Source organism: Cohnella candidum (genome assembly GCF_003713065.1).
GTDB lineage: Bacteria > Bacillota > Bacilli > Paenibacillales > Paenibacillaceae > Cohnella > Cohnella candidum.
Genome location: NZ_CP033433.1, coordinates 731096 through 751612, shown reverse-complemented (window position 1 = coordinate 751612; position 20517 = coordinate 731096). Strand labels below are relative to the sequence as shown.

General features: G+C 59.9%; 20 protein-coding genes. 3 read left to right on the top strand and 17 right to left on the bottom strand.

Annotated elements, in window-relative coordinates; all coding sequences use genetic code 11:
* Position 1: 1 nt before the first annotated feature.
* The 13 genes from yqeK to EAV92_RS03345 form a co-directional block, all read right to left on the bottom strand.
* Entirely contained in the window at positions 2-595 is a 594-nt protein-coding gene (gene yqeK / locus EAV92_RS03405) for a bis(5'-nucleosyl)-tetraphosphatase (symmetrical) YqeK (protein WP_123039764.1), read from the bottom strand.
* Complete coding sequence (nadD, locus tag EAV92_RS03400; RefSeq protein ID WP_123039763.1) at positions 585-1172, bottom strand: nicotinate-nucleotide adenylyltransferase; 588 nt, start codon at positions 1170-1172, stop codon at positions 585-587. Before nadD ends, yqeK begins: the two co-directional genes overlap by 11 nt.
* A 20-nt stretch (positions 1173-1192) precedes the next feature.
* Positions 1193-1492, bottom strand: a complete 300-nt coding sequence (yhbY, locus tag EAV92_RS03395; protein ID WP_123039762.1) for a ribosome assembly RNA-binding protein YhbY — start codon at positions 1490-1492, stop codon at positions 1193-1195.
* A 9-nt stretch (positions 1493-1501) separates the two neighbouring features.
* Positions 1502-2353, bottom strand: a complete 852-nt coding sequence (gene aroE / locus EAV92_RS03390; protein WP_123039761.1) for a shikimate dehydrogenase — start codon at positions 2351-2353, stop codon at positions 1502-1504.
* A gap of 31 nt (positions 2354-2384) precedes the next feature.
* On the bottom strand, positions 2385-3506 hold the full coding sequence (yqeH, locus tag EAV92_RS03385; protein WP_123039760.1) for a ribosome biogenesis GTPase YqeH: 1122 nt from the start codon (positions 3504-3506) through the stop codon (positions 2385-2387).
* On the bottom strand, positions 3503-4033 hold the full coding sequence (locus EAV92_RS03380; protein WP_123039759.1) for a YqeG family HAD IIIA-type phosphatase: 531 nt from the start codon (positions 4031-4033) through the stop codon (positions 3503-3505). The genes yqeH and EAV92_RS03380 overlap by 4 nt, the downstream gene beginning before the upstream one ends.
* Before the next feature lie 125 nt (positions 4034-4158).
* Positions 4159-6405 (bottom strand): transglutaminaseTgpA domain-containing protein, encoded by a 2247-nt coding sequence (locus EAV92_RS03375; protein ID WP_164472621.1) that lies wholly within the window; start codon positions 6403-6405, stop codon positions 4159-4161.
* Complete coding sequence (locus EAV92_RS03370; protein WP_123039757.1) at positions 6402-7643, bottom strand: DUF58 domain-containing protein; 1242 nt, start codon at positions 7641-7643, stop codon at positions 6402-6404. The genes EAV92_RS03375 and EAV92_RS03370 overlap by 4 nt, the downstream gene beginning before the upstream one ends.
* Positions 7644-7645: 2 nt before the next feature.
* Positions 7646-8599: an AAA family ATPase gene (locus EAV92_RS03365; RefSeq protein ID WP_123039756.1), complete on the bottom strand. Its 954-nt coding sequence runs from the start codon at positions 8597-8599 to the stop codon at positions 7646-7648.
* A 174-nt stretch (positions 8600-8773) separates the two neighbouring features.
* Positions 8774-9124: a stage V sporulation protein AE gene (spoVAE, locus tag EAV92_RS03360; RefSeq protein ID WP_123043548.1), complete on the bottom strand. Its 351-nt coding sequence runs from the start codon at positions 9122-9124 to the stop codon at positions 8774-8776.
* Positions 9124-10164: a stage V sporulation protein AD gene (gene spoVAD, locus EAV92_RS03355; RefSeq protein ID WP_420888820.1), complete on the bottom strand. Its 1041-nt coding sequence runs from the start codon at positions 10162-10164 to the stop codon at positions 9124-9126. The genes spoVAE and spoVAD overlap by 1 nt, the downstream gene beginning before the upstream one ends.
* A gap of 4 nt (positions 10165-10168) precedes the next feature.
* Positions 10169-10663 carry a stage V sporulation protein AC gene (spoVAC, locus tag EAV92_RS03350; RefSeq protein ID WP_123039754.1) on the bottom strand — a complete coding sequence of 165 codons (495 nt, stop codon included), beginning with the start codon at positions 10661-10663 and terminating at the stop codon, positions 10169-10171.
* A 61-nt stretch (positions 10664-10724) separates the two neighbouring features.
* A complete protein-coding gene (locus EAV92_RS03345) occupies positions 10725-11957 on the bottom strand; it encodes an MFS transporter (protein WP_123039753.1) in 1233 nt (410 codons plus the stop codon).
* Positions 11958-12159: 202 nt separating this feature from the next.
* On the opposite strand from EAV92_RS03345, the gene sigK reads away from it, so the two are divergent.
* A complete protein-coding gene (gene sigK, locus EAV92_RS03340; protein ID WP_123039752.1) occupies positions 12160-12861 on the top strand; it encodes an RNA polymerase sporulation sigma factor SigK in 702 nt (233 codons plus the stop codon).
* Between the two features lie 360 nt (positions 12862-13221).
* Here sigK and EAV92_RS03335 read toward each other — a convergent pair whose 3' ends face one another.
* Positions 13222-14112, bottom strand: a complete 891-nt coding sequence (locus tag EAV92_RS03335) for an AraC family transcriptional regulator (protein WP_123039751.1) — start codon at positions 14110-14112, stop codon at positions 13222-13224.
* A gap of 132 nt (positions 14113-14244) precedes the next feature.
* Here EAV92_RS03335 and EAV92_RS03330 point away from each other — a divergent pair, with 132 nt between their 5' ends.
* Entirely contained in the window at positions 14245-15018 is a 774-nt protein-coding gene (locus EAV92_RS03330) for a phytanoyl-CoA dioxygenase family protein (RefSeq protein WP_123039750.1), read from the top strand.
* A gap of 61 nt (positions 15019-15079) precedes the next feature.
* Here the strand turns inward: EAV92_RS03330 and EAV92_RS03325 are convergent, their stop codons facing one another.
* From EAV92_RS03325 to EAV92_RS03315, 3 genes are all read right to left on the bottom strand, one after another.
* Entirely contained in the window at positions 15080-15427 is a 348-nt protein-coding gene (locus tag EAV92_RS03325) for a hypothetical protein (RefSeq protein ID WP_123039749.1), read from the bottom strand.
* A gap of 98 nt (positions 15428-15525) precedes the next feature.
* A complete protein-coding gene (locus tag EAV92_RS03320) occupies positions 15526-18618 on the bottom strand; it encodes an AAA family ATPase (protein ID WP_123039748.1) in 3093 nt (1030 codons plus the stop codon).
* Positions 18575-19777 carry an exonuclease SbcCD subunit D gene (locus EAV92_RS03315; RefSeq protein ID WP_123039747.1) on the bottom strand — a complete coding sequence of 401 codons (1203 nt, stop codon included), beginning with the start codon at positions 19775-19777 and terminating at the stop codon, positions 18575-18577. Before EAV92_RS03315 ends, EAV92_RS03320 begins: the two co-directional genes overlap by 44 nt.
* 179 nt (positions 19778-19956) lie before the next feature.
* On the opposite strand from EAV92_RS03315, the gene EAV92_RS03310 reads away from it, so the two are divergent.
* Positions 19957-20448, top strand: coding sequence for a DUF2269 family protein (locus EAV92_RS03310; protein ID WP_164472620.1), 492 nt, complete (start codon positions 19957-19959; stop codon positions 20446-20448).
* Positions 20449-20517 lie beyond the last annotated feature (69 nt).

The window sequence follows — 20517 nt, the reverse complement described above, 5'->3', positions numbered from 1 at the left end:
CTCAACCTCCATTGCGTTCGGTTCGACCGCGTTGTTTGATTTCTTCGATCAGTCCGTTACGGGCGATTACCGTCAAAGGAAAAATGCGTTTGCCTTTCTCCACCAGCAGGGTAACCGTGGAATCGAACCCTGCGACAAGCCCTTCTTCCAAACTATGCTCCGCCAGACGGCGGATCTTATTCACGCCGGGAAAATCGCGGCCCGGCTCGATGTAATCGGCCAAGCACACGATCTTGTCGAGAAGCGTCATCTTATCGCGACCGGACGTGTGGTACCGGATCGCGTCCAGCACTTCCTCGTCCCGAATGTCGTGTTCTTGCTGGACGGCCCAAGCACCGACATGCGCGTGCCACAGCTCTTTATCGAACGCAAGCAGCTCCTGGGGCAGGCCGTTGTCGCGGATCGCTTGCTCCTGCCGGTCGATCGGCCATGCTTTCGCGTAGTCGTGCAGCAGCGCGGCGAGCTCCGCCTTCGCGGCGTCCCCGCCATACTGTTTCGCCAGCTTTATCGCCGTTTCCACGACGCCGAGGGTATGCTTCCAGCGCTTTTCCGGCATTTGCCGGCTCGTGGCCTCGCGGAGGGCTTCAAGATTCATAGAGACCATTCCTTTGTATCCATTCGTAAACCGGCTCCGGCGTCATGAAACGGAAGGACCGGCCCTCCTTGCGGCGGCGGCGGATATCCGTGGACGACAGCCCCATCGGCGGCATCGAAGCCCGGAGCAGTTTCCTGCGGATATAGGGCGGAAGCTCCGTATCGTCGCACGGCTCCCCCGGCCTTTCGAGCCCGATGAACGTCACGCGCTCCGCGAGTTCTTCCGACTGCCGCCAATTGGGCAGGTCCTTCACCATATCCGAGCCGACGATCCAATAAAACGTCCGGTCCGGATGCCGCTCAAGCAGCGCGTTCACGGTATCGATCGTATACGAGACGCCTTCCCTCGCCAGCTCCAGGTCCTCGACCCGGAACGCCGGGCTGTCCGCCAAAGCCAATTCCAGCAAACGCCGCCTCGTTTCCGAATCGGCTCCCGGCTGGGGCTTGTGGGGCGGAACGAAGGTCGGAATGAACCAGACCTCCTCCAGTTTCGCGGCTTCGCGCGCCGCTTCGGCCGCCAGCAAATGCCCGAAATGAATCGGATCGAACGTACCCCCGAATAAACCGGTCCGCCTCATGGGATCCCGCCCTCCTCGCATTACTTGGGAAGCTCGATGGTGCGGTTTTTCTCCTCTTTCGCCTGTTTGTACAGCACGATCGTTTTGCCGATGACCTGCACCAGCTCGCAGCCGGCCGCTTCCGCGATCTCCGGCGCGATGTCCCGCGCTTCCTCCAGGGAGTTGTTCAATACCGATACTTTGATCAGCTCGCGCGTTTCGATCGCCTCTTCGATATGGCGGATCAAGTGCTCGTTCGTGCCGCCCTTGCCGATCTGAAAAATCGGATCGAGATGGTGGGCGAGCGAACGGAGATGCCGTTTTTGTTTTCCGGTCAGCATATGAAGTTCCTACTTTCCTGTGAATGAGGCCAATACTTCTTCCCGCATGGCCGCCGCGGGGGCCGGGACTCCGGTCCAATATTCGAAGGCGTAAGCGCCTTGGTAAACGAACATGCCGAGACCGCCGTGGATTCGGCAGCCCCTCTCCTGAGCTTGCTGCAAAAACGTCGTCGTCAGCGGATTGTAGATCAGGTCGCTCGCCACCGCGCCCGGGCGGACCCAGGACGGATCGATCGGCGTCTCCTCCACGTGCGGTGCCATGCCGACGGAAGTCGTATTGATGACGATGTCCGCCTCACTGCACGCTTCCTTCAGCTCTTCCCAGCGGACGGCTTGAACGGCCGGCGCCTGGCTTTCCGCCAGACTGTCCGCCAGTTCCCGGGCTTTGTCCCACGTCCGGTTCGCCACCTGCAGAGAAGCCGGACGCTCCCGGTTCAGCGCCCACAGGATGCCCCGGGACGCGCCTCCCGCGCCGAGCACGACGATCCGTTTGCCGGCCAGCTCCGGTTCCGCTTCCTCTTTGAGCGAGCGGACATAGCCGATTCCGTCGGTGTTGCGGCCGATCAGCCGGCCGTTCTCGTTCACGATCGTGTTAACCGCGCCGATTGCGCGCGCGCCTTCGTCGATCTCGTCCAAAAAGGCCATGACGGCCACTTTGTGGGGAATCGTGACGTTCAGCCCCCGAAACCCCATCGCGCGCATGCCGGCGATCGCTTCTCCCAGCCGCTCGGGGGCGACGCGAAACGCGGCGTACGCGCCGTTGACCCCCGTTTCCCGGAAGGCCCGGTTCTGCATGAGCGGGGACTTCGAATGGCCGATGGGGTCCCCGATCACGCCGTACATCATGGTATTGCTGTCCATGCCGTTTGCGTTCTCCTCTCCTGCCGAACGGCTAGATCATCGAATCCCGGAGCATCACTTTGATGCCCCTCGGCGCGAAAACGTCGATCAAGGCGCCCGATTCGGAGTTGGCCTTGATCCAGCCGAGTCCGGATACGAAAACGTCCTGCTTGGCGCCTCGTGCGATGCGCAGCCGGTGGCGCGTCCAAGCCGGCAAAGTCGCCAATCCCTCCGCGTTCGGAGGTGCGAGCATGACGCCCTTGTGGTTTTCGTACAATTCGTCTGCCCGCTCAAGCTTCGTCCGATGGATGGGAATGCCGGAGGACGCGTAAACCGTAAACGACTGATGCTCGCCTTCCACGAAGTCGAAACGAACCAGCGCTCCGAAGAATAGCGTCTGCTTCTCGTCCAGCTGGTACGTGAGCGGCTTCAGCGGCTTGTCCGGAAGCACGGCGCCGAGATCCTCGCGAGGGATGATCTCCGTCAGCCGGGATTCGTATACGATGCCGGGGGTGTCGACAATATGCTTGCCGTCGTCCAGCGGAATGTGCACGGCGTCCAGCGTCGTGCCCGGATAACGGGATACGGTGAGCTCCTGGTGCAGGTCGCTGTAATCCGAGATCAGGCGGTTGATCAGCGTGCTCTTGCCGACGTTCGTCGCGCCGACGACGTAGACGTCGCGGTCGCCCCGCAGCCGGCCGACCGCTTCGACCACCCGGTCGAAACCGGTGCCGCGCTTCGCGCTGCACAGCACGACGTCGACGACGCGCAGGCCGTTCTCCTTCGCCTGTTTCTGCACCCAGTTGCGCAGCCGGTTAAAGTTGGTCACGCGCGGCAGCAGGTCGATTTTGTTCACGACGAGCAGCACTTCGTTATGGCCGACGAATCGCTGCAGGCTGGAAATCATGCTGCCTTCGAAATCGAAGAGGTCGACGATATGGACGACCAAGCTATTGGTCGAGGCAATGCCGCCGAGCAGCTTCAGGAATTCGTCCTGGTCGACCGTGACCGACGAGGCTTCGTTGTAGTTTTTGATCCGGAAGCAGCGCTGGCAAACGGCCGGCTCCCGTTCCTTCGCGGATGAAGGGACGTAGCCCGGCCGATCCTTATGCTCGGTCTGAAGCGGGATTCCGCAGCCGGAACAGCGGAAAACCGCCGAGGAAGACGGGGTCATTTCGTTTTCCCCCCTTGGGTAGGCCACTTTCCGGCGCGCCGGAGCCGGGAAAGCGCGATTTTCTCGATGCGGCGGTTGATCCGCGTCATGAAGCCTTCTTCCCCCAGCGCGATCGGCGTCACCAGGATCGTGTGCAGCCCCATCCGCCGGCCGCCGAGCACGTCGGTCATCATTTGGTCGCCGACCACGACCGCTTGCTCCGGCGCGAGACCCAGCTTATCCAGCGCCTTGCGGAACGCCCTGTGAGCCGGCTTGCGCGCCATCGGCACGTAAGGAATGCCCAGCGGGTCCGCGAATTTGGACACGCGGGTCAGGTTATTGTTGGAAAGGATCACGACTTTCAAGCCGGCATCCTTCACGCCGTCCAGCCACGTCACCAGCTCGGGAGTCGCGAGCGGGGTTTTGGCGCTGACCAGCGTATTATCCAAATCGGTAATGATGCCCCGGACGTTCCGGGCTTTCAATTCGTTCAAATCGATATCGAAAACGGTTTTCACGATTTGATCGGGCAGCAATCGCTCGAACATCCACAAATCTCCTGTCGTCGCCTTGGATTCCTTGAATGATGAACAAAATATACCATACCCCAAAAGGGCTTGCAAAAAAAACGGGAAAGCCCGAGCGGGCTTTCCCGACTGATGGAGCGCTTGCGTTATAACGCTTTGCGCAATCTTTCGACCGCGGCCGCGAAATCCTTGGCGTCCGATTCCGCGCCCGTCTGGTTGCCGTAACGGGCCGTTTCGAACCGGACCAGTATGCCGTCGAAATCCGTTCGCAGCGACGAGAATTTCTCGCCCCAGCGGCGGAAGGACTCGCGCATCGTCTCGTGCTCTTCCCGCTTCAGCCCGCGCCGTTTCAAGAAGCGGAGCAGCCGCTCCATCTCGCGGATGATGCGCTGGTCGGGAGAAGCTCCGGCATAGCGGATCCGGTTCCACAGCTTCCTTGCGCCCTTACGCTTCCGGAAGAGGATGACGGCGGCGGCCAGTATGACGACGGCACCGGCAACGGGAACGGCCCAGCCGAACGATGTCGCCTTCGTTGCCGCGCCATCGGTTTCGTCGGCCGCTGCGGGATCCGTGACCGGCTCCGCTGCGGCGTTGGACGGCACCGGCAGCGGCACGCTGAATCCGGACGTCGGCTCGAACGGAATCCAGCCGTACCCTTCGAAGTATACCTCCGCCCAGGAGTGGGCGTCCGCGTTGCGGACCGTGTAGGTGCCCGGGCCGTCCGGGTCGACCAGCACGCCGCCGAATCTCATGGTGTCCACCTTCGTGGGGTCGACCCCGGAGGCGTAGCCTTTGACCCAGCGGGTCGGAATGCCAAGCGAGCGGGCCATGACGACGAACGCCGTGGAATAGTAATCGCAGTAACCTTCTTTGATTTCGAACAGGAAGGCGTCGGTGATGTCCGCGCTCTTCTGTTTGCTCACGTCCGGCTTATTGTTGTACGGATACGTATTCTTCAAATAGTCTTCCAGCAATGCGGCTTTATCGAATTCGTTCGTCCCGGACGCGGTCACCTCCCGCGCCAAAGCCTTCACCCGATCCGGCAAGCTGTCCGGCAGCTGCAAATACGGGGCGAGGTCGATCGACGCCGTATCCGGGGACGGTGCGGCAGCCGCGCGCAAGGCGGTCTTATCCAGCATCGTCACCTCGGATTCGAGCGTGTAGGTTTGCACGCGCGCGGGCCGGCGGAAGCGAAGCTCCTCTTCTTCCGCGTTGGCGAGAATCGTGCCGTTGGCGTCGCTTTCGAGCACGGCGACGCGGCTCGCCTGGCCGGCCGAGAACAGGACGGGCAGCCGGTCCTTCCGCAGCATCGTGACCGTCTGGGTGATTTTCTCGGTTTGCGCGCCGTCGGCCTTGCCGGGAATCGAAAAGTGGGTCAATCCGCCCTCGGCCAACGGCGCGGTTTGGATCCCGCGTCTGTCTCCCCACCCTTTGCCGGTGTAGACGGCTTTCGTTTCCCCGCGCCAATAGCTTCTGCGGTTCGTTTGCACCGTCATCACGGGGGAGTAGTCGAAATCGAAGCCGCCGCCGATGTTGCGGTCGTCCCGGCCGTATCCCGAAGAAGCGGAGCCGCTGCTGACGTTTACGCTGGAGCTGCTGCTGCCGAGAATGCCGCCTTCCCCGGCCAGGGAAGGCACTTCGCGGCCCTGGGCTTCCGACCAGATCGTATAAGGATCCTCCAGCAGCGCGGGAGCCCTTGGCATGTAAATACCGGAGAGCAGCAGCAGGGCGATGACGATGACCGCCGGCAGCGCAAGCTCGATCGGCCTTTCGGCCAGCGCCGCCCAGCTGTCGGGATGGCGTGCGCGCAGCTCGCGGAGATGCAGGACGACGAGCCAGCCGAGTCCCGCGGCGACGATCCAGGCGATGTTGTGCCACAACTCGAAAGGGAAGAACGAGTCGAACGCGGCCATGACGCCGACGGACGTCATGAGGATGACGAGCATGAGCCTCCTGCTCCGGCCGATCCAGGACAGGACATGGACGGCCAGCACCGCGCCGATCGCCAGTTCGACGAATGGATGCAGGGAAGCGACGTGAGACTCGTAAAACAAGTTCCATTCCGTTTGGGACTTCCAATGCTCCGGCCAGCCGGTCCACTCGAAGAGCGGAGAATACGAAGCGGCCAGGACGACGGCGGCGACCGCTTCCAGCGCCAGCCTGATTCCGTAACGGCGCGCGAACGCAAGCTCGCAAACCGCGGTCACCGCCAAAATCCCGTACAGAACCGAATACGTTTCGTCCCACCAGTAATCCTGGAAGCACTGGATCAGCTGCAGCAGGATAATGACGGCGAACAGGCGATGGAACCGGTCGAGGAACAGGGAACCCCAAAACTCGATGCCCCATCGGGACTTGGATTTGGTCTGTAATCCGGCGTAACTCCCGTTCATGCCGATGCCACCCCCAGCGCCGCGGGCAAGTCTTCCAAGCGGGAAACCGAGCTGCAGTCCCATTGCTTGGCTTTGCTAAGCTGCTCCCATTGCCGGTATTTCCGTTTCTGCTCTTCGCTCGAAACCGCTTCCGAAACATGGAGCAGCGACGGAATCATTCTCTTGGCCTCCAGCGCGGTGAAAGCCGCGGAAACCTGTTCGTCGGCCGTCGGGCTGATGACGACGACCTGCACGCCGGGCTCGAACCGTTCCGCCGTTTGGGCGATCCAATGGCTGAGCGGCAAGTTCCCGTCCGCCTCGACGTCGACCAGATGGCGAAGCACTTCGTCGCGGGTCACCGGCTCGCGGCCGGCTCCGAACCAGGCCGGTTTGCGGCCCGTCGAAACGAAACCGACCGGCATGCCCCGCTGTACCACCAATTCCAGCAAGGAAGCCGCGACCGAGACCGCCAGCTCGAACTGCTCCGAGGAACGGTACGACGTAGCGGCGCGATCCAGCAGGAAAACGATCCGGGGCAACGCTTCGCGCTCGAATTCCTTGGACTTCCACTGTCCGGTGCGGGCCGTCGCGTTCCAGTGGATCCTGGACAGGCGGTCGCCTTGGGCATATTCCCGCACCCCGTCGAACTGGGTCGTTTCCTTCGCCCATTTGGAAGTGAACGTATGCTGGAACACGCCTCTCTGCGAGCGTCTCAGCATGACCCAGTCTTTCAGCGCGATCATCCGGGGATACACTTGCAGGTCCAGCGGTTCGGTGAACTTGCCTTGATGCTCGAACAAGCCGAAAATGTCCCGCGTCGAGCATTCCGTCGTCATGAAACGGTACCGGCCGCGACGCAGCGGCGCCGTCTCATAGACGACCTCCCCCCGTCTCCGGTAATCCGGCACGAAGGACAATTCGTAAATTTGGGAATCGTCGGCCAGCGGGCGTACGAGCTGGTCGCGCACGATGACGTAAGGGACCGGCCAGAAGCCGGGGATTTGCATTTTTAACCGAATTTGCACCCGCATGCCGGCCGTGAGATAACCGGACTCCGCGGCGCTGCCCACGATCGACCTCGTGCCTTGCACGCCGCCGATGCCGCTCCAGCGTCCGAGCAGCAAATAAACGATGAGCGCGTTCAGCATCACGAAAAGCATGAGCGACGTTTTGCCGCCCTGAAACAGCACGTAAAAAGCCGAGCATGCGTACAGCAGCGCTCCGGGCAGCCACACGCGCGATACGGACAGGCGGTTCATGATCAGCGCTCCAAGCCGACCGGAACCGGCAGACGCCCGAGAATGTCCTGCAGCACGCCGAGCGTCGAATTCCCCTGCATCCGGGCTTCGGAGCGAAGATGCAAGCGATGGCCGAGAACGAGCGGCGCCATCGCCTTCACGTCGTCCGGCAGGACGAACGCGCGGTGTTGCAGGAACGCATAAGCTTTCGCCGCGGAGGCAAGCGCGACCGCGGCACGCGGGCTGGCACCGAGCAGGACGGAAGGGTGGGTTCTCGTCCCGCGAACGAGGGCGATCAAATAATCGGCGACGACGTTTTCCAGATGGATTTCCTCCGCCATCTTCTGCATGCGGGCCACGTCATCGACCGTCGCGCACTGATTCAGCGATTCGGCCGCCCGGCCCGCGGAAGACTCCAGTACGAGCCTTTTCTCGGAGGCTTCGTCGGGATAGCCGAGCTTGATTTTCATCAGGAAGCGGTCGAGCTGCGCCTCCGGCAGGCTGTAGGTTCCCTCGAAATCGATCGGGTTCTGCGTCGCGAACAGGATGAAAGGATGCGGCAGCGGATAGGTCTGGCCGTCGACGGAAATCCTCCGTTCCTCCATCGCTTCCAGCAGCGCGGATTGGGTTTTGGTCGTCGCCCGGTTGATTTCGTCCGTCAGCAGCATGTTGGCCATGATGGGTCCGGGGCGGAACACGAATTCTTCTTGTTTCGGGTGATAGATGGAAACGCCGGTAATATCGGTAGGAAGCAAGTCAGGGTTGCATTGGATCCGATGGAACAGTCCGCCGACGGACATGGCCAGGGCTTTCACCATCTGGGTTTTGCCGGTTCCCGGCACGTCCTCGATCAGCACGTGGCCTCCGGCCAGCAAAGCGGTCAGCATCCAGGCGATCTCGTCTTTTTTGCCGTAAATGCAAGATTCCATATTCAATCGAATTTGATCCAATAATTGCGCCGCTTCGCGATGATCCATGCCGCTTTCCTCCTATGGAATCACTATGGGAAAAAAAGTATTCTCTGTTATTATACCGAAATAAAGTTACTACCGTAAATTTTAGAATCCTACAAAAAACAATAGCAAAAAAGCCAAACCGGTTGTACCGGTTTGGCCGTTTCTTTAGCGGTTTTTTATAAATGCGCACGCGGCTCAGCCTTTGGGCCGGACCGCCAGCGCGGCAAGGAACGAGAAAATGATCGCGGCCGATATGCCCGCGCTCGTCACCTCGAATATGCCGGTGATCACGCCGATCCAACCGTCCCGCTGGAGCTCCGTGAGCGCCCCGTGCACGAGCGCGTTCCCGAAGCTGGTAATCGGAACCGTGGCGCCGGCGCCGGCGAATTTGATGAGGGGATCGTACCAGCCGAGGCCGTCCACGACCGCGCCGAGCACGACGAGCAGCGACATCGTGTGCGCAGGCGTCAGCTTCGCGACGTCGAAGAGAAGCTGCCCGATCACGCAAATGCCTCCCCCGATCAAAAACGCCCAAAGGTATTGCATCATGAGATCGTTCCTCCTTGTCCGGCGGCTTGCGCCCCCGCTTCGATGGCCACCGCGTGCGCGATGCATGGAATGGATTCGCCCTGCTGGTAAGAGAGCGGACTGAGCAGCGCGCCCGTCGCCACCACGAGAATCCGCTTGAGCTCTCCCCGGGCCATCCGCTTCAGCAAATGCCCGTAGGCGACTGTCGCCGAGCACGCGCAGCCGCTTCCTCCCGCCTGTACCTTCTGCTTCGCGACATCGTAAACCATGAGCCCGCAATCCTGAAACCGCGTTTCGTCCATCGGAACCCCGTTCCGGCGGAGCAGCTCGGACGCGATCGGATGCCCGACGCCCGCAAGATCTCCCGTGACGATCAGGTCGTAGTAGCCGGGCGTTCTGCCCGTATCCTGAAAATGGCCTTGTATCGTATCCACTGCGGCCGGGGCCATCGCCGCCCCCATGTTGAACGGATCCTTGATGCCGAGATCGACGATTTTGCCGATCGTCGCCGCCGTGACGACGGGTCCGCTTCCTTCCCGGGCAACGACGGCCGCCCCCGCTCCCGTTACCGTATATTGCGCGGTCGGCGGCTTCTGAGAGCCGTATTCGGTCGGATAGCGGAATTGTTTTTCCGCCGTGCAGTTATGGCTGCTCGTTCCCGCGAGCGCCCGATCGGCCGCTCCGGAGGCGACCAGCAGCGAAGCCAGCGCCAAAGATTCCATGGAGGTCGAGCAGGCGCCGAACACCCCCAGGTACGGGATACCCAGCGTCCGCGCAGCGAACGAGTTGCTGATGATTTGGTTCAGCAGGTCCCCGCCCAAAAAAAATTGAACGTCGTCTTTGCTCGTTTTCGCGTGCTGGATCGCGATGTCGGCTGCCTGCTCGAGAAGCGCCCTTTCGGATTTCTCCCAGCTGGGCTGCCCGATCTCGAGATCCGGGTGCACGAGATCGAAATCCTGGGCCAGCGGACCTTCGCCCTCGTCGGGTCCGACGACCGTCCCGGTTCCGATAATGACGGGCGGCTCCGGAAACAGCCAAGTTCTTGCGCCCTGGCGGATCATGTCAGCCTCCCGCCCCGGCGAGCCAGTGGATGATGCCGATGATGAAAGCGGCGACCGTGCCGAAGACGATGACGGAGCCGGCCAGCTTGAACATGTTGGCGCCGACGCCCAGCACCAGCCCTTCGCTGCGGTGCTCGATGGCCGCGGACGCCATCGAATTCGCGAAGCCGGTGACCGGCACGGCCGTTCCCGCTCCGGCCCACTGCGCAATTTTATCATAGACCCCCAGGCACGTCAGGATAACCGACAGCAGGATCAGGACGGCGACGGTCGGGCTTCCCGCCTCGCGGGACGTCATGTCGAAGGCCGCCATGAAAAACCGCTGGATCCCTTGGCCGATCAGGCAAATCAGGCCGCCTACCAGAAACGCCCGAACCGCGTTCGCAAAGACGGAACGGGAAGGTTCCCTCGCTTTGGCGAACGCTTGGTATTCCTTCGCGGACATGGACAGCGGCTTATACGATCCGGTGCCGCCCGGTGAGGACTTCACGGCCATGGTTAAACGCCCCCTCTGCAGCATTGGTTTACCCAATCATTATCTGCCGAGGAAACGCGGACTATGTACGGCGGGCGGCTTCCCTGCGTACCAGGATCGGTTCCATCGTCCGCAAATACAGAACGTAGCCGAGCACGAACGCGATACCGGCCAGCAGGAACGGCAGCCGGTAATCGGACGCCGCCAGAATCCATCCCGTCGCGTATGACGCGAGCGCATTGCCGGCGCTCCGGGCGATCGTCCGCCAACCGGCGAACAGGTTGCGGTCCTCCTCCCGGACGGCGGACATCGCCTCGCTGTCGAGCAAATTGCTGAGCATCGAGAACAGGCCGCCGCGCAGCAGAAGAAGGACGGAAAAGACCGGAGCCGGAACCGCGAGCGCGAGGAGGAAAGCGAAAAGCGCGTTGGCGGCGAACAACAGGACGAACGACTTCCGGATCCCCGCCTTTTCCAGCATGGAAGGAACGAGCAGGGAACCCGCGAACAGAAAGAACCCGGACAGCGTCAGCAAAATCGAGATCGCTTCGTCGTGCCAGCCGAACCGGTATTTCACGATGACGTTCAAATACGGATTAAGCAAGCCGAACAATACGCCCGACAGGAAAATGACGGCGCAGAGCACGAGGATGGGACCGTATTTGGCGCGGCGGCCGCTTGGCTGCTCCGGGATGACTTTCGCTGCGGCAGCCGGGGCTTTCCCGGAAGGAGGCAAAAGCAGGCCGCGCAGCCCTCCTCCCAACGCGTAGCAGGCAGCCGCCGCGAAAAAGGTATATTGATAAGCCGTCGTATAGCCGCCGAGCCAGGACGGCAGCACGCCCCCGAGAAGCGTCCCCACGCCTACGAAAAACGTAAACATGCCGAACAGAAGGGCATACGCCCTCCTCTCCTCTTTTTTATCCGGGCAATATTCGAAAATCAATTGGATTTCCGAGGTCACGATTCCGGTCAAGCCTACCGAATAGACGAACTGGCATGCCGCGACGGCGGCAGGCGAAGTGGCCAGACCGAAGCCGGCGATACCGGCGCCCGTCAGCAGCATGCCGATGACCAGCATCGCCTTGCGCCCGACGAAGCGGATCAACAGCCCCGCCGGAACGCTCAGAAGTCCGGTCACGATCGCCCCGAGCGAAGTGATTTGCCCGATTTGCTCTTCATTCATCCCCAATTCCAGCAAATGAAGATTCAAAATAAGCGCCAGAATGCCCGCCCCGATGCCGAAAAGGCTCTCCGTGGCGATAAACCGCCTGACGCCGGGAGACAGATCTCCCGCCCAATTCCTCCAGTACTCCCGCATGCCGTTCGAAAGCCCCTTTTTCGGATATCGATCCTCTTGAAAAGAACAATCATATCTTGCTTCCCGTTACTTGTCTACGGGTCGCAAAACGAAAAGGGGAACAGCCTTCGGGCAATTTCATGGCACGCATGGGCCGATATCCTCATAGAATGATAATGCTTCGCCTCGCAACATCGATCTGACTGCCGGAGGTGGCTTTCACGTGCCCGGTTTCATCGCTTCGGTTGCGCTGTTCCTGAAACAGCTGTCGCTGCTCGTGTCCTACGTGAAGAACAATGCGTTCCCCCAGCCCCTGACCGACGAGGAAGAGGCGCTGCACCTGCAACGAATGGGCGCAGGCGACCCTCACTCCCGCAATTTGTTGATCGAGCACAATCTCAGGCTTGTCGCCCATATCGTCAAGAAGTTCGACAATACCGGCGAAGATTTGGAGGACCTCATCTCCATCGGCACGATCGGCCTGATCAAGGCCATCGAAAGCTTCCAGGTCGGCAAGGGCACCAAGCTCGCGACCTTCGCGGCCCGCTGCATCGAGAACGAGATCCTCATGCATTTGCGCTCCCTCAAGAAAACCCGCAAGGACGTTTCCCTGCACGATCCGATCGGAACGGATAAGGAAGGCAACGAAATCACTTTGCAGGATATCCTCGGCACCGAGACGGACGAGGTCGTGGATAAAGTGCAGCTCAAAATCGAGAAAAGCAAGATCTACCGCAACCTGGACATTCTCGACGAACGGGAACAGGAGGTCATCCGGGGAAGGTTCGGCCTGGATGGCGGCGGAGACGAGCGGACGCAGCGTGAAATCGCGCGCGAGCTCGGCATTTCGCGGAGTTACGTGTCCCGCATCGAGAAGCGGGCGCTGATGAAGCTTTATCACGAGTTTTATAAGGCGAAGCGGTGAGGCTCGTAGGGTACGTGAACTGTATAAGCTGCAGTTTAATTTCCCCCACCCACTCGTTCGAGCTCATCCTACTGTAAACCATACAGTCTATGTACAAATCTGAGACTAGCACGCATGAAACCTGCTGAATAAACTGTAGGTTTTCCCGTTCACGCGGCCTCAGCATCATGAAAGACAGAATAACCTGTAAGTTTTACAGTTCGTCACCTGCAAAGGAAAAGACTCGGCCCGAGGCCGAGTCTTTTTCGATAGCTGGTTCCGGTAACCGAAATTAGTGTTCAAACGCAATAACTTACCCGACTCAATCTGCTTGGTCACGTTAACCCGCCAACAAAGAGATCCACTACCGGTTCGGTTCCGTCAGGGCCGATTGTCGAAGCTCTGCAGGTGTTTTTTCCGATACGCCGCGGGCGGCTCCCCGTACCAGGCAGTGAACACGCGGGTGAAATAATGCACGGACTGGAATCCCGTCTCCTCCGCGATTTGCTTGATCGACCGAACTGTCGTTTTCAGGCTTTTCTCCGCCTCCGCCATCCGTTCCCGTGCCAAGCAATCGCTGAACGTAACGTTGCCGTGCTTACGAAACATGCGGGACAGATGCCGATCGGATACGTGCAGAGCGGACGCGGCGTCCTCCAGCTTCAGGGGCCGGGACAGGTTGTCGCGGATAAACCGTTTGGCCAGCTCGATCAGCTGGGAAGAAGAGCGGGCATATGCTTTTTCCCCGCTTTCCGGCTTGGCCCGAGGACCGAAAACGGTCTCGAAGGAGGAGAGCAGCATGCCGGCCAGCCGGCAAAGGCGCTCGTCGGAATCGTTTTCCGATTGGCGGAACAACGCCCTCCACAGCAAAGCCGCAACGTTCTCCGGATCCTCCGCCGTCGGAACGCCGCTATGGCTCAGCGCCGTCTCGTAACGGATGCGAGACGAGGGGTCCGACTCCCTCTCCGCGATCTCGTATGCGACGAAAAACAGCCGCAGCCCCTCCCGGCTGCGAATCTGATGCCAATGTCCGGGCAAGGACAGAAATTGGCTGCCGGCCCGAAGCGCGAACGTCTCCCCTTCGTCCTCGTATTCCCCCGAGCCGGCCAGGACGTAACAGGCTTCATAAAAGGAGTGCCGGTGAACGGGATTGTCGAAGTGCCGCCACACCATGCCCCAGTACAGGATACGGAACGAGAGACGGCCGTCCGAGCACGTTGCGGCCGTCTCGTTCAACCTGCGTTGGGCGAAGGCGAATTCGGATTCCAGCATGCCTATTCCCCCCTTGGCGCGATTTTGCAATAAATCGTTACGGTCCTGCAAATACGCCTGCCGCTTTGAAAATCTACAATTGAAGCGAAAAGTAAGGATTCTAAGTTCATTCGAAGCGGGAGGCTGGCGTTCATGATTAAACCAGAAGACGTGGAATTTTACAAGGAAAACGGATATTTGCTCGTTCGGGGAGTTTTCTCGCAAGAGGAAGTGGAAGAGATGCGCGCTGCGGTCGACGGAATCATCGACCGCGCCGCCCGGACGAAATTTGACCGGAACGCGGCTTGGGCAGGCGATTATTTGCCGCCGGACGAAATGAAGAAGCTTGTGCTCAAGGGCTTCCACGACGTGCATTACCACGATGCGGCGTTCACCCGCGCCGCCGTCCATCCGAACATGGCCGCTGTTCTGTCGCAGATCGTCGGCCCCAACGTGCAACTGCACCACAGCAAAATGCTCGTGAAGCCGCCGGAGAAAGGCGCCGCCTTCCCGATGCACCAGGACGCGCCCTATTTCCCGCACGCCGAGCACACGATGGTGGCGGGCAGCGTGCATCTCGACGACTCCGATATGGAGAACGGATGTCTGTGCGTCATTCCCGGTTCCCACAAGGAAGGCATGCTGCCCCATGTCGGCAAATACTACCTGGACCACCGGGAATACCCGTTGTCCCTGGGCACCCCTTGCCCGGCCCGTGCCGGAGACGTGCTGTTCTTCAACTATTTGACCATTCACGGCTCCGACGTCAATCGCAGCACCCGGAACCGTCGCAACGTATTATTCCAATACCGCGATCCCTCCGACCCGCCGACCGAAAACGTTCATGTCAATTGGGGGCAAGGGCTGATGGTGTGCGGGAAAAACCCGGTTTATAAAGAGTACAAAGCCGACTACCAGATGGTCTGACGAAAACGACAACAAAAAAAGAGATCCGCCGCGGTACCGTCAGGGCGAATCTCTTTCGGCCTTACTTCCGCTCCACCTGCAGCAGCGAGATACTCTTCGTCGTATAAGTATCCCGCAAAATCTCTTCGTTGATGACGTTCAGCTTCACCAGCCCGGCGATCTTGGCCGGATCCGCCCGGGAGAGCAGCCGCCACACCTCCGGATCCGGCAGCGCACCGTACAGTTTCGCGTCGTCGTACTCCCTGCGTTCTTGCGCGACGATTTTCACGCGGTAGCTGCCGGCCTCCGTTTCGGTCACGCCCTGCTCCGTGCAATGCGCCAAAATGTGCCCGCGAAGATCCGTCAGCTCCTGCTCGATTTCTTTCTGCTTCTGCTTGAGTTCATAATACCGCCGTACCGTCTTGTCCACCTTTTTCACGCTCCCTTGCTCTATGTATATGAGAGCGCGCAAAAATAGAACCCCAAGGCGCCGATGCGCCCTGGGGTTCTGCTCGTCATCACGCTTCGTCAGCTCACCCGAAACCGGGTATAGCTGTGTCCTTCGGAGGCTTTCTTGACCTCCAAAATGGCGGGGATCGCCTGCTTGAGCTCCTGCACGTGCGAGATGATGCCGATCATGCGTCCCGTCTGCTGCAATTGGATCAAAGTGTCGATCGCCTTGTTCAGCGACTCCTCGTCCAGCGATCCGAAGCCTTCGTCGATAAACATCGTCTCCAGCGAAATCCCGCCTTCGTATGCCTGGATCACGTCGGCCATGCCTAGAGCAAGGCACAGCGAAGCGTTGAATTTCTCGCCGCCGGACAGCGTCTTCACGTCCCGGAACTGCTCCGTGTACGTGTCGTATACATCGAGGCCGAGGCCGCTTTGCCTGCCGTGTTTCTCCTGCCTTCGGCTTCTCGCCAGGTAAAATTGCCCGCCGGAAATCGTCTGCAGCCGAAGATTCGCCGCCTGGAGGATGCGGTCCAGAAACTCGACCAGCAGGAACCGTTCGAACGATATCTTAAACCGATTTTCCCCGCGGACGACGTCGTACAGATCCTTCACGAGTTGGAAGTCTTTTTCGGCCTCTTTCCACCGTTGCTCGGCGGACAGGATCTTCTCCTTGCCTTCCGTCGCTTTGTCGTAATGGTCCTGCGCTTGCGCGAGCGAGTGGCGCGTCAGCTCCACCTGCCGGTCGAGCCGCTCCATTTCGGCCGCCAAAGCGGCGAGATCCGCCCGCTCTTTGCCTTGGAGCATCGCTTCCAGTTCCTCGACCTGCTTCCGCACGGTCGCCAGCTCGGCATGGAAGCGGTCGATGTCCCGCTTCATTTCCGCCCGTGCGTCATCCGGCATTTTCGCTTGCTGGTACGCTTCCGCCGTCTCGAAACCCGCGCGCGCGATCTCGCCGCGGAACTCATCCTCGGCTTGAGCCAACCGGGCGCGCGCTTCTTCCAGCTGCTTCTCGGCGGCGGCCCGGCCCGCTTGGGTTGCGGCCAGCTTGGCTCCCGCTTGCTGGAACCGTTCCTGGGCCAGCCGCCAAGCCGTTTCCGCTCTTTGCTTCTCCGCCTCGGTCTCTTTCAACCGCCGTTGCAGCGTCTCCAAGGAACGAAGCTCCTCCGGCACGCTGTTCAGCGCCTGCTCGTAAAGTGCCTTATCCGTTAAGTATGCCGTGCGGCGTTCTTGATGAAAGGCCGCTCTCCGTTCCTTATCGGCCGACTCGGTTTCCAGCTGCTTTTCCGTTTGATCCAGCGTCTGTTTGCATTCATCCAAAACCGCCTGATCCGCTTGCATCTGTTTGACTCCGGCGCTGATGCTTTTGCCTGTTTCCACCAGGGTGAGGTACGAGCTCTCGAGATCGTCGGCGGCGTAGCCCAGCGCGGCGGCTTCGGCTGTTTTGGCTTGCAGTTGCGCCTCCAGATGCTCGCGTTTTGTCTTTCCGGCCAAATAGACGGACTCAAGCTCGGCTTTGCGGTTCCGCTGCTGTTCCAGCTCCTCCCGCGAAGGCATATCCGCGGACACGGCCGCTTTCCGCGGGTGCTCGGCGCTGCCGCACACGGGGCAAGGCGCCCCGTCGTGCAGATGGCCGGCCAGCAAGCCGGCCTGCCCTTCCAGCCAGCGGCCTTCCAGCTGCGCATACTCCCTTGCGCTCCGGTCGTGAAGCTCCTTCTGCTTGCGCTCTTCCGAACGCAGGTTGTCCAGCTCCTTGGCCCATTGGACGCAATCGCGCAGCAGGGTCGCTTCCGAACGCATGCGCTCCAGCCTCTGATTCATTTCCGGCAGCGGCCGCACGCTTTCTTCCAGCTTTCGGATGCGCTCCGTCAGCGCCTTCTTTTCCTCCATCCGGGAGGACGCCCGGACATCCGCAGCCCTCAGGTCCTCTTCGGCTTGAGCCGCCTCTTTCTCCAGCCGGCAGACGCGCGTTTTGTGGGATTCGAGGGCTTGGACCGTCGGCAAATCCCGTCCCAGCCGTTCCAACTCCCGGACGAGCTGCTCCCGCCGTCCTTCTTGCTTCTCCTCCAGCCGGTAAGCTTCTTCCGTAAGACGGAACCCCTCCTCCGCCAAACGGAGCTCTTCCCGAGAAGACGCCATCGACCGTTCTTTCGCGACGACATCCTCCCGGGCGCCGACGACGTGTCTCTCCTGCACTTGCAGCGGAAGCGTCTTTTCGGCCCACGCCAAACGCTGCCGCTTCTGTTCGAACTCGGGAATTCGGCTCTCCAGGTTGATCTTTTCCGTCGTCTTCCGGCTCAGGATATCGAATTGTTCATTTAAGCCCGCCGCTTGATGGTACTTTTCCGTGAGCTCTCGCTGCAGCTTGATTTCGGCCTCCAGCTTCGTCCGGCGGCTTTCTTTCGCCGCGGCGTAAAAACCGATTTCCGCCTCCAGCGCCTCGAGAACCTGATGGGTGTTGTAAAGTTCCCCGCCCAGCACCCGGTGAAGCTCGGAATCCTCCCGCTGGGATATCGCCAGCTTCAGGTTCATCGTTTGCGCGTCGAGGTCGCGCTTCGCCAGGTCGCAATCGTTTTGCGCGGTTTTCCGTTTCTCATTGAGATACTCGGTGACGTATTTATACAGATGCGTGCGGAAAATCCGCCGCAAAATTTCCTCTTTATTTTCCGTATCCGACGTCAGCAGCTTGCGAAACTCCCCTTGGGGAAGCATCACGATCTGGCCGAACTGGTCTTTGGTGAGACCGACCAGGCTTTGCACCCTCTCGTTGATCTGGCGGACCATATAGCGGTCGACCATCATCGTTTCCCGGCCGCCGGTCGTTTCCACGAACTCGTATTTCTCGCCCGTCGCGCTTTTGTTGCCCTGCTTCACGTGAGACAGCTGCCTCAATATGCGGTACGTGCGCCTTTTGATCTCGAACTCGAATTCAACGGCCGTATAGACGTCGTCGGAAGCGAATTGGCTGCGCAGCATGCGGACGTCGTTCCGGTCTTCTCCGCTCGCTTCCCCGTACAGCGAGAAGCAGATGGCATCGAAAATGGACGTTTTGCCGGCTCCCGTATTGCCCGAAACGAGAAACAAGCGGTGTTCCTTGAGTTCCGTGAAGTCGATGACTTCTATGTCCTTATACGGACCGAACGCCGTCATGGTGAGTTTGATCGGTTTCATGGCGCTCCCCCTCCTCCCGGTCGATTTCCCGCAGCACTTGCCTGAACAGTTCTTCCGTTTCCGGGGAAGCCTCCGTGCCTTTCGCTTCATGGTAGAACGACCGGAACAGCGTCATCATGTCCATGCCGGATTTGTCGCCCGCGGCGGCGGTCTCCGCCTGGCCGTTCAACTCCAGCAAGGCCGCTTTCCGTTCCACGTGCATCGCGTTCGGATAGACGGCCCGGACCCGTTCCATGGGAGACAACACCGGATGCTCGTCCAGCAGGCGAACGAATATGTAATCTTCGCTTCTATCGTGGCGCTCGATCTGCTCCATGAATCCTTCGACGGTCCTCATGTCGCGCCGGGGCAGCAGAAATCGCTTCTCCACCGTCACGCAGCCGTGCTCATCCATTTTCACCGCCAAGTAACCTTTCTTGTGGCGCTCTTCGGAAATGGAATATTTGAGCGGTGAACCGGCGTATTGTATTTTGTCGCTGCGTACGCTGTGGGCTTGATGCAAGTGGCCCAGCGCCGTGTAATGGAACGCATCGAAATGCGAGGCGCTAACGTGCTCCGCTCCTCCGATGGACAATGGGCGTTCCGAATCGCTCGTGTTCGGCTCCGCTTCCCCGTGGGGGGTGACGAATGCATGTCCGACGAAAACATGCCTCGCCTCCGGCACCAGGGATTCCCGGATTTTGCCGACGACCGCCCGCATGGCGTCATCGTAGGATCCGATTCCGTCGTCCTGAAGCACCTGCCGGACGGTGGCGGGATCCGCGAAAGGAACCAGATGAAAACAAACGGGACCGTGCTCATCGCGAAGAACGACCGGCATCATCGGTGACGAAAATTCGCCGACGATATGAAAGCCGGAAGCTTTCATGATGCTGCTTCCGAAGTTGAGCCGGCTCGGACTGTCATGGTTGCCGGAAACGGCCAGCACCGGCGTCTTCAAATCCAGCACGATCGTTTTCAGCACTTTGTCCAACAGTTGAACCGCATCGGTCGGCGGCACGGCGCGATCGTACAAATCTCCTGCGATAATGACGGCGTCCGGCTTCTCCGATTCTATGTCGAGAAGAAATTGATCCAATATGTATTGCTGGTCTTCCGTCATATAAACGTTCTGTACCAGCTTCCCCAAATGCCAGTCGGCGGTATGAAAAAACTTCATCCACGGGCACCTTCCTATCGGTGATTTCCTCTATTATATCAGGATCTGACAACGAGAAAGCAGGCAGGAAACATTTACAGGCATTTTCGCGAAAATCAAGAAAATATTGTCGAAATTAAGGGGCCATGTTACGATCTTCGTGGGTTGCGGATACCCAAATCATGGAAGGAGCGTATTGCATGTCTATCAATGGTTACGGGGTACCGGAAGAGTGGCTGAACATCCTGGTCTTCATCCACGTCGTCGCGGCGATCGTTGGGATCGGCCCTACTTATTTCGGCCACGTCCTGCTCAGACAGGGACAAACTTGGGGACAGCTCAAAAGCTCGCTCGTTTATACGAAAACGCTGGAGAAATTCCCGAAAATCCTCGGCTCGCTCGCGGTGTTAAGCGGTTTGCTGCTCGCTTGGCTGGGCGATTACGGTTTCGACCAACTCTGGATTTACGGCGCGATCGCCATCTATGTCATCATCCAAATCGTCGTCATCGGCTTCATGGCGCCTGCCGGCCAGAAACTCGCCGACACGGTATTCGCTTCGGCCGAACCGGCCGACCGTCCGGTACCGCACGACATCGCCGCGAGACTCTCCAAAGTCAACAAAATCAACTGGATCGCCACCACGCTGGGCATCGTCCTGTTTTTGCTCATGTTTTTCAAGCCAACGCTGTGATCCTCTCGGCAGAACCCCTCCCGGGGTTCTTTTTTTGCCCTGACAAATCCCGAACTGGGGACTATAATA

Bases quoted from the DNA above. Each gene is read 5' to 3' on its own strand.
- yqeK (WP_123039764.1), bottom strand. From the start codon at position 595: ATGAATCTTGAAGCCCTCCGCGAGGCCACGAGCCGGCAAATGCCGGAA.
- nadD (WP_123039763.1), bottom strand. From the start codon at position 1,172: ATGAGGCGGACCGGTTTATTCGGGGGTACGTTCGATCCGATTCATTTC.
- yhbY (WP_123039762.1), bottom strand. From the start codon at position 1,492: ATGCTGACCGGAAAACAAAAACGGCATCTCCGTTCGCTCGCCCACCAT.
- aroE (WP_123039761.1), bottom strand. From the start codon at position 2,353: ATGGACAGCAATACCATGATGTACGGCGTGATCGGGGACCCCATCGGC.
- yqeH (WP_123039760.1), bottom strand. From the start codon at position 3,506: ATGACCCCGTCTTCCTCGGCGGTTTTCCGCTGTTCCGGCTGCGGAATC.
- EAV92_RS03380 (WP_123039759.1), bottom strand. From the start codon at position 4,033: ATGTTCGAGCGATTGCTGCCCGATCAAATCGTGAAAACCGTTTTCGAT.
- EAV92_RS03375 (WP_164472621.1), bottom strand. From the start codon at position 6,405: ATGAACGGGAGTTACGCCGGATTACAGACCAAATCCAAGTCCCGATGG.
- EAV92_RS03370 (WP_123039757.1), bottom strand. From the start codon at position 7,643: ATGAACCGCCTGTCCGTATCGCGCGTGTGGCTGCCCGGAGCGCTGCTG.
- EAV92_RS03365 (WP_123039756.1), bottom strand. From the start codon at position 8,599: ATGGATCATCGCGAAGCGGCGCAATTATTGGATCAAATTCGATTGAAT.
- spoVAE (WP_123043548.1), bottom strand. From the start codon at position 9,124: ATGCAATACCTTTGGGCGTTTTTGATCGGGGGAGGCATTTGCGTGATC.
- spoVAC (WP_123039754.1), bottom strand. From the start codon at position 10,663: ATGGCCGTGAAGTCCTCACCGGGCGGCACCGGATCGTATAAGCCGCTG.
- EAV92_RS03345 (WP_123039753.1), bottom strand. From the start codon at position 11,957: ATGCGGGAGTACTGGAGGAATTGGGCGGGAGATCTGTCTCCCGGCGTC.
- EAV92_RS03335 (WP_123039751.1), bottom strand. From the start codon at position 14,112: ATGCTGGAATCCGAATTCGCCTTCGCCCAACGCAGGTTGAACGAGACG.
- EAV92_RS03330 (WP_123039750.1), top strand. From the start codon at position 14,245: ATGATTAAACCAGAAGACGTGGAATTTTACAAGGAAAACGGATATTTG.
- EAV92_RS03320 (WP_123039748.1), bottom strand. From the start codon at position 18,618: ATGAAACCGATCAAACTCACCATGACGGCGTTCGGTCCGTATAAGGAC.
- EAV92_RS03315 (WP_123039747.1), bottom strand. From the start codon at position 19,777: ATGAAGTTTTTTCATACCGCCGACTGGCATTTGGGGAAGCTGGTACAG.
- EAV92_RS03310 (WP_164472620.1), top strand. From the start codon at position 19,957: ATGTCTATCAATGGTTACGGGGTACCGGAAGAGTGGCTGAACATCCTG.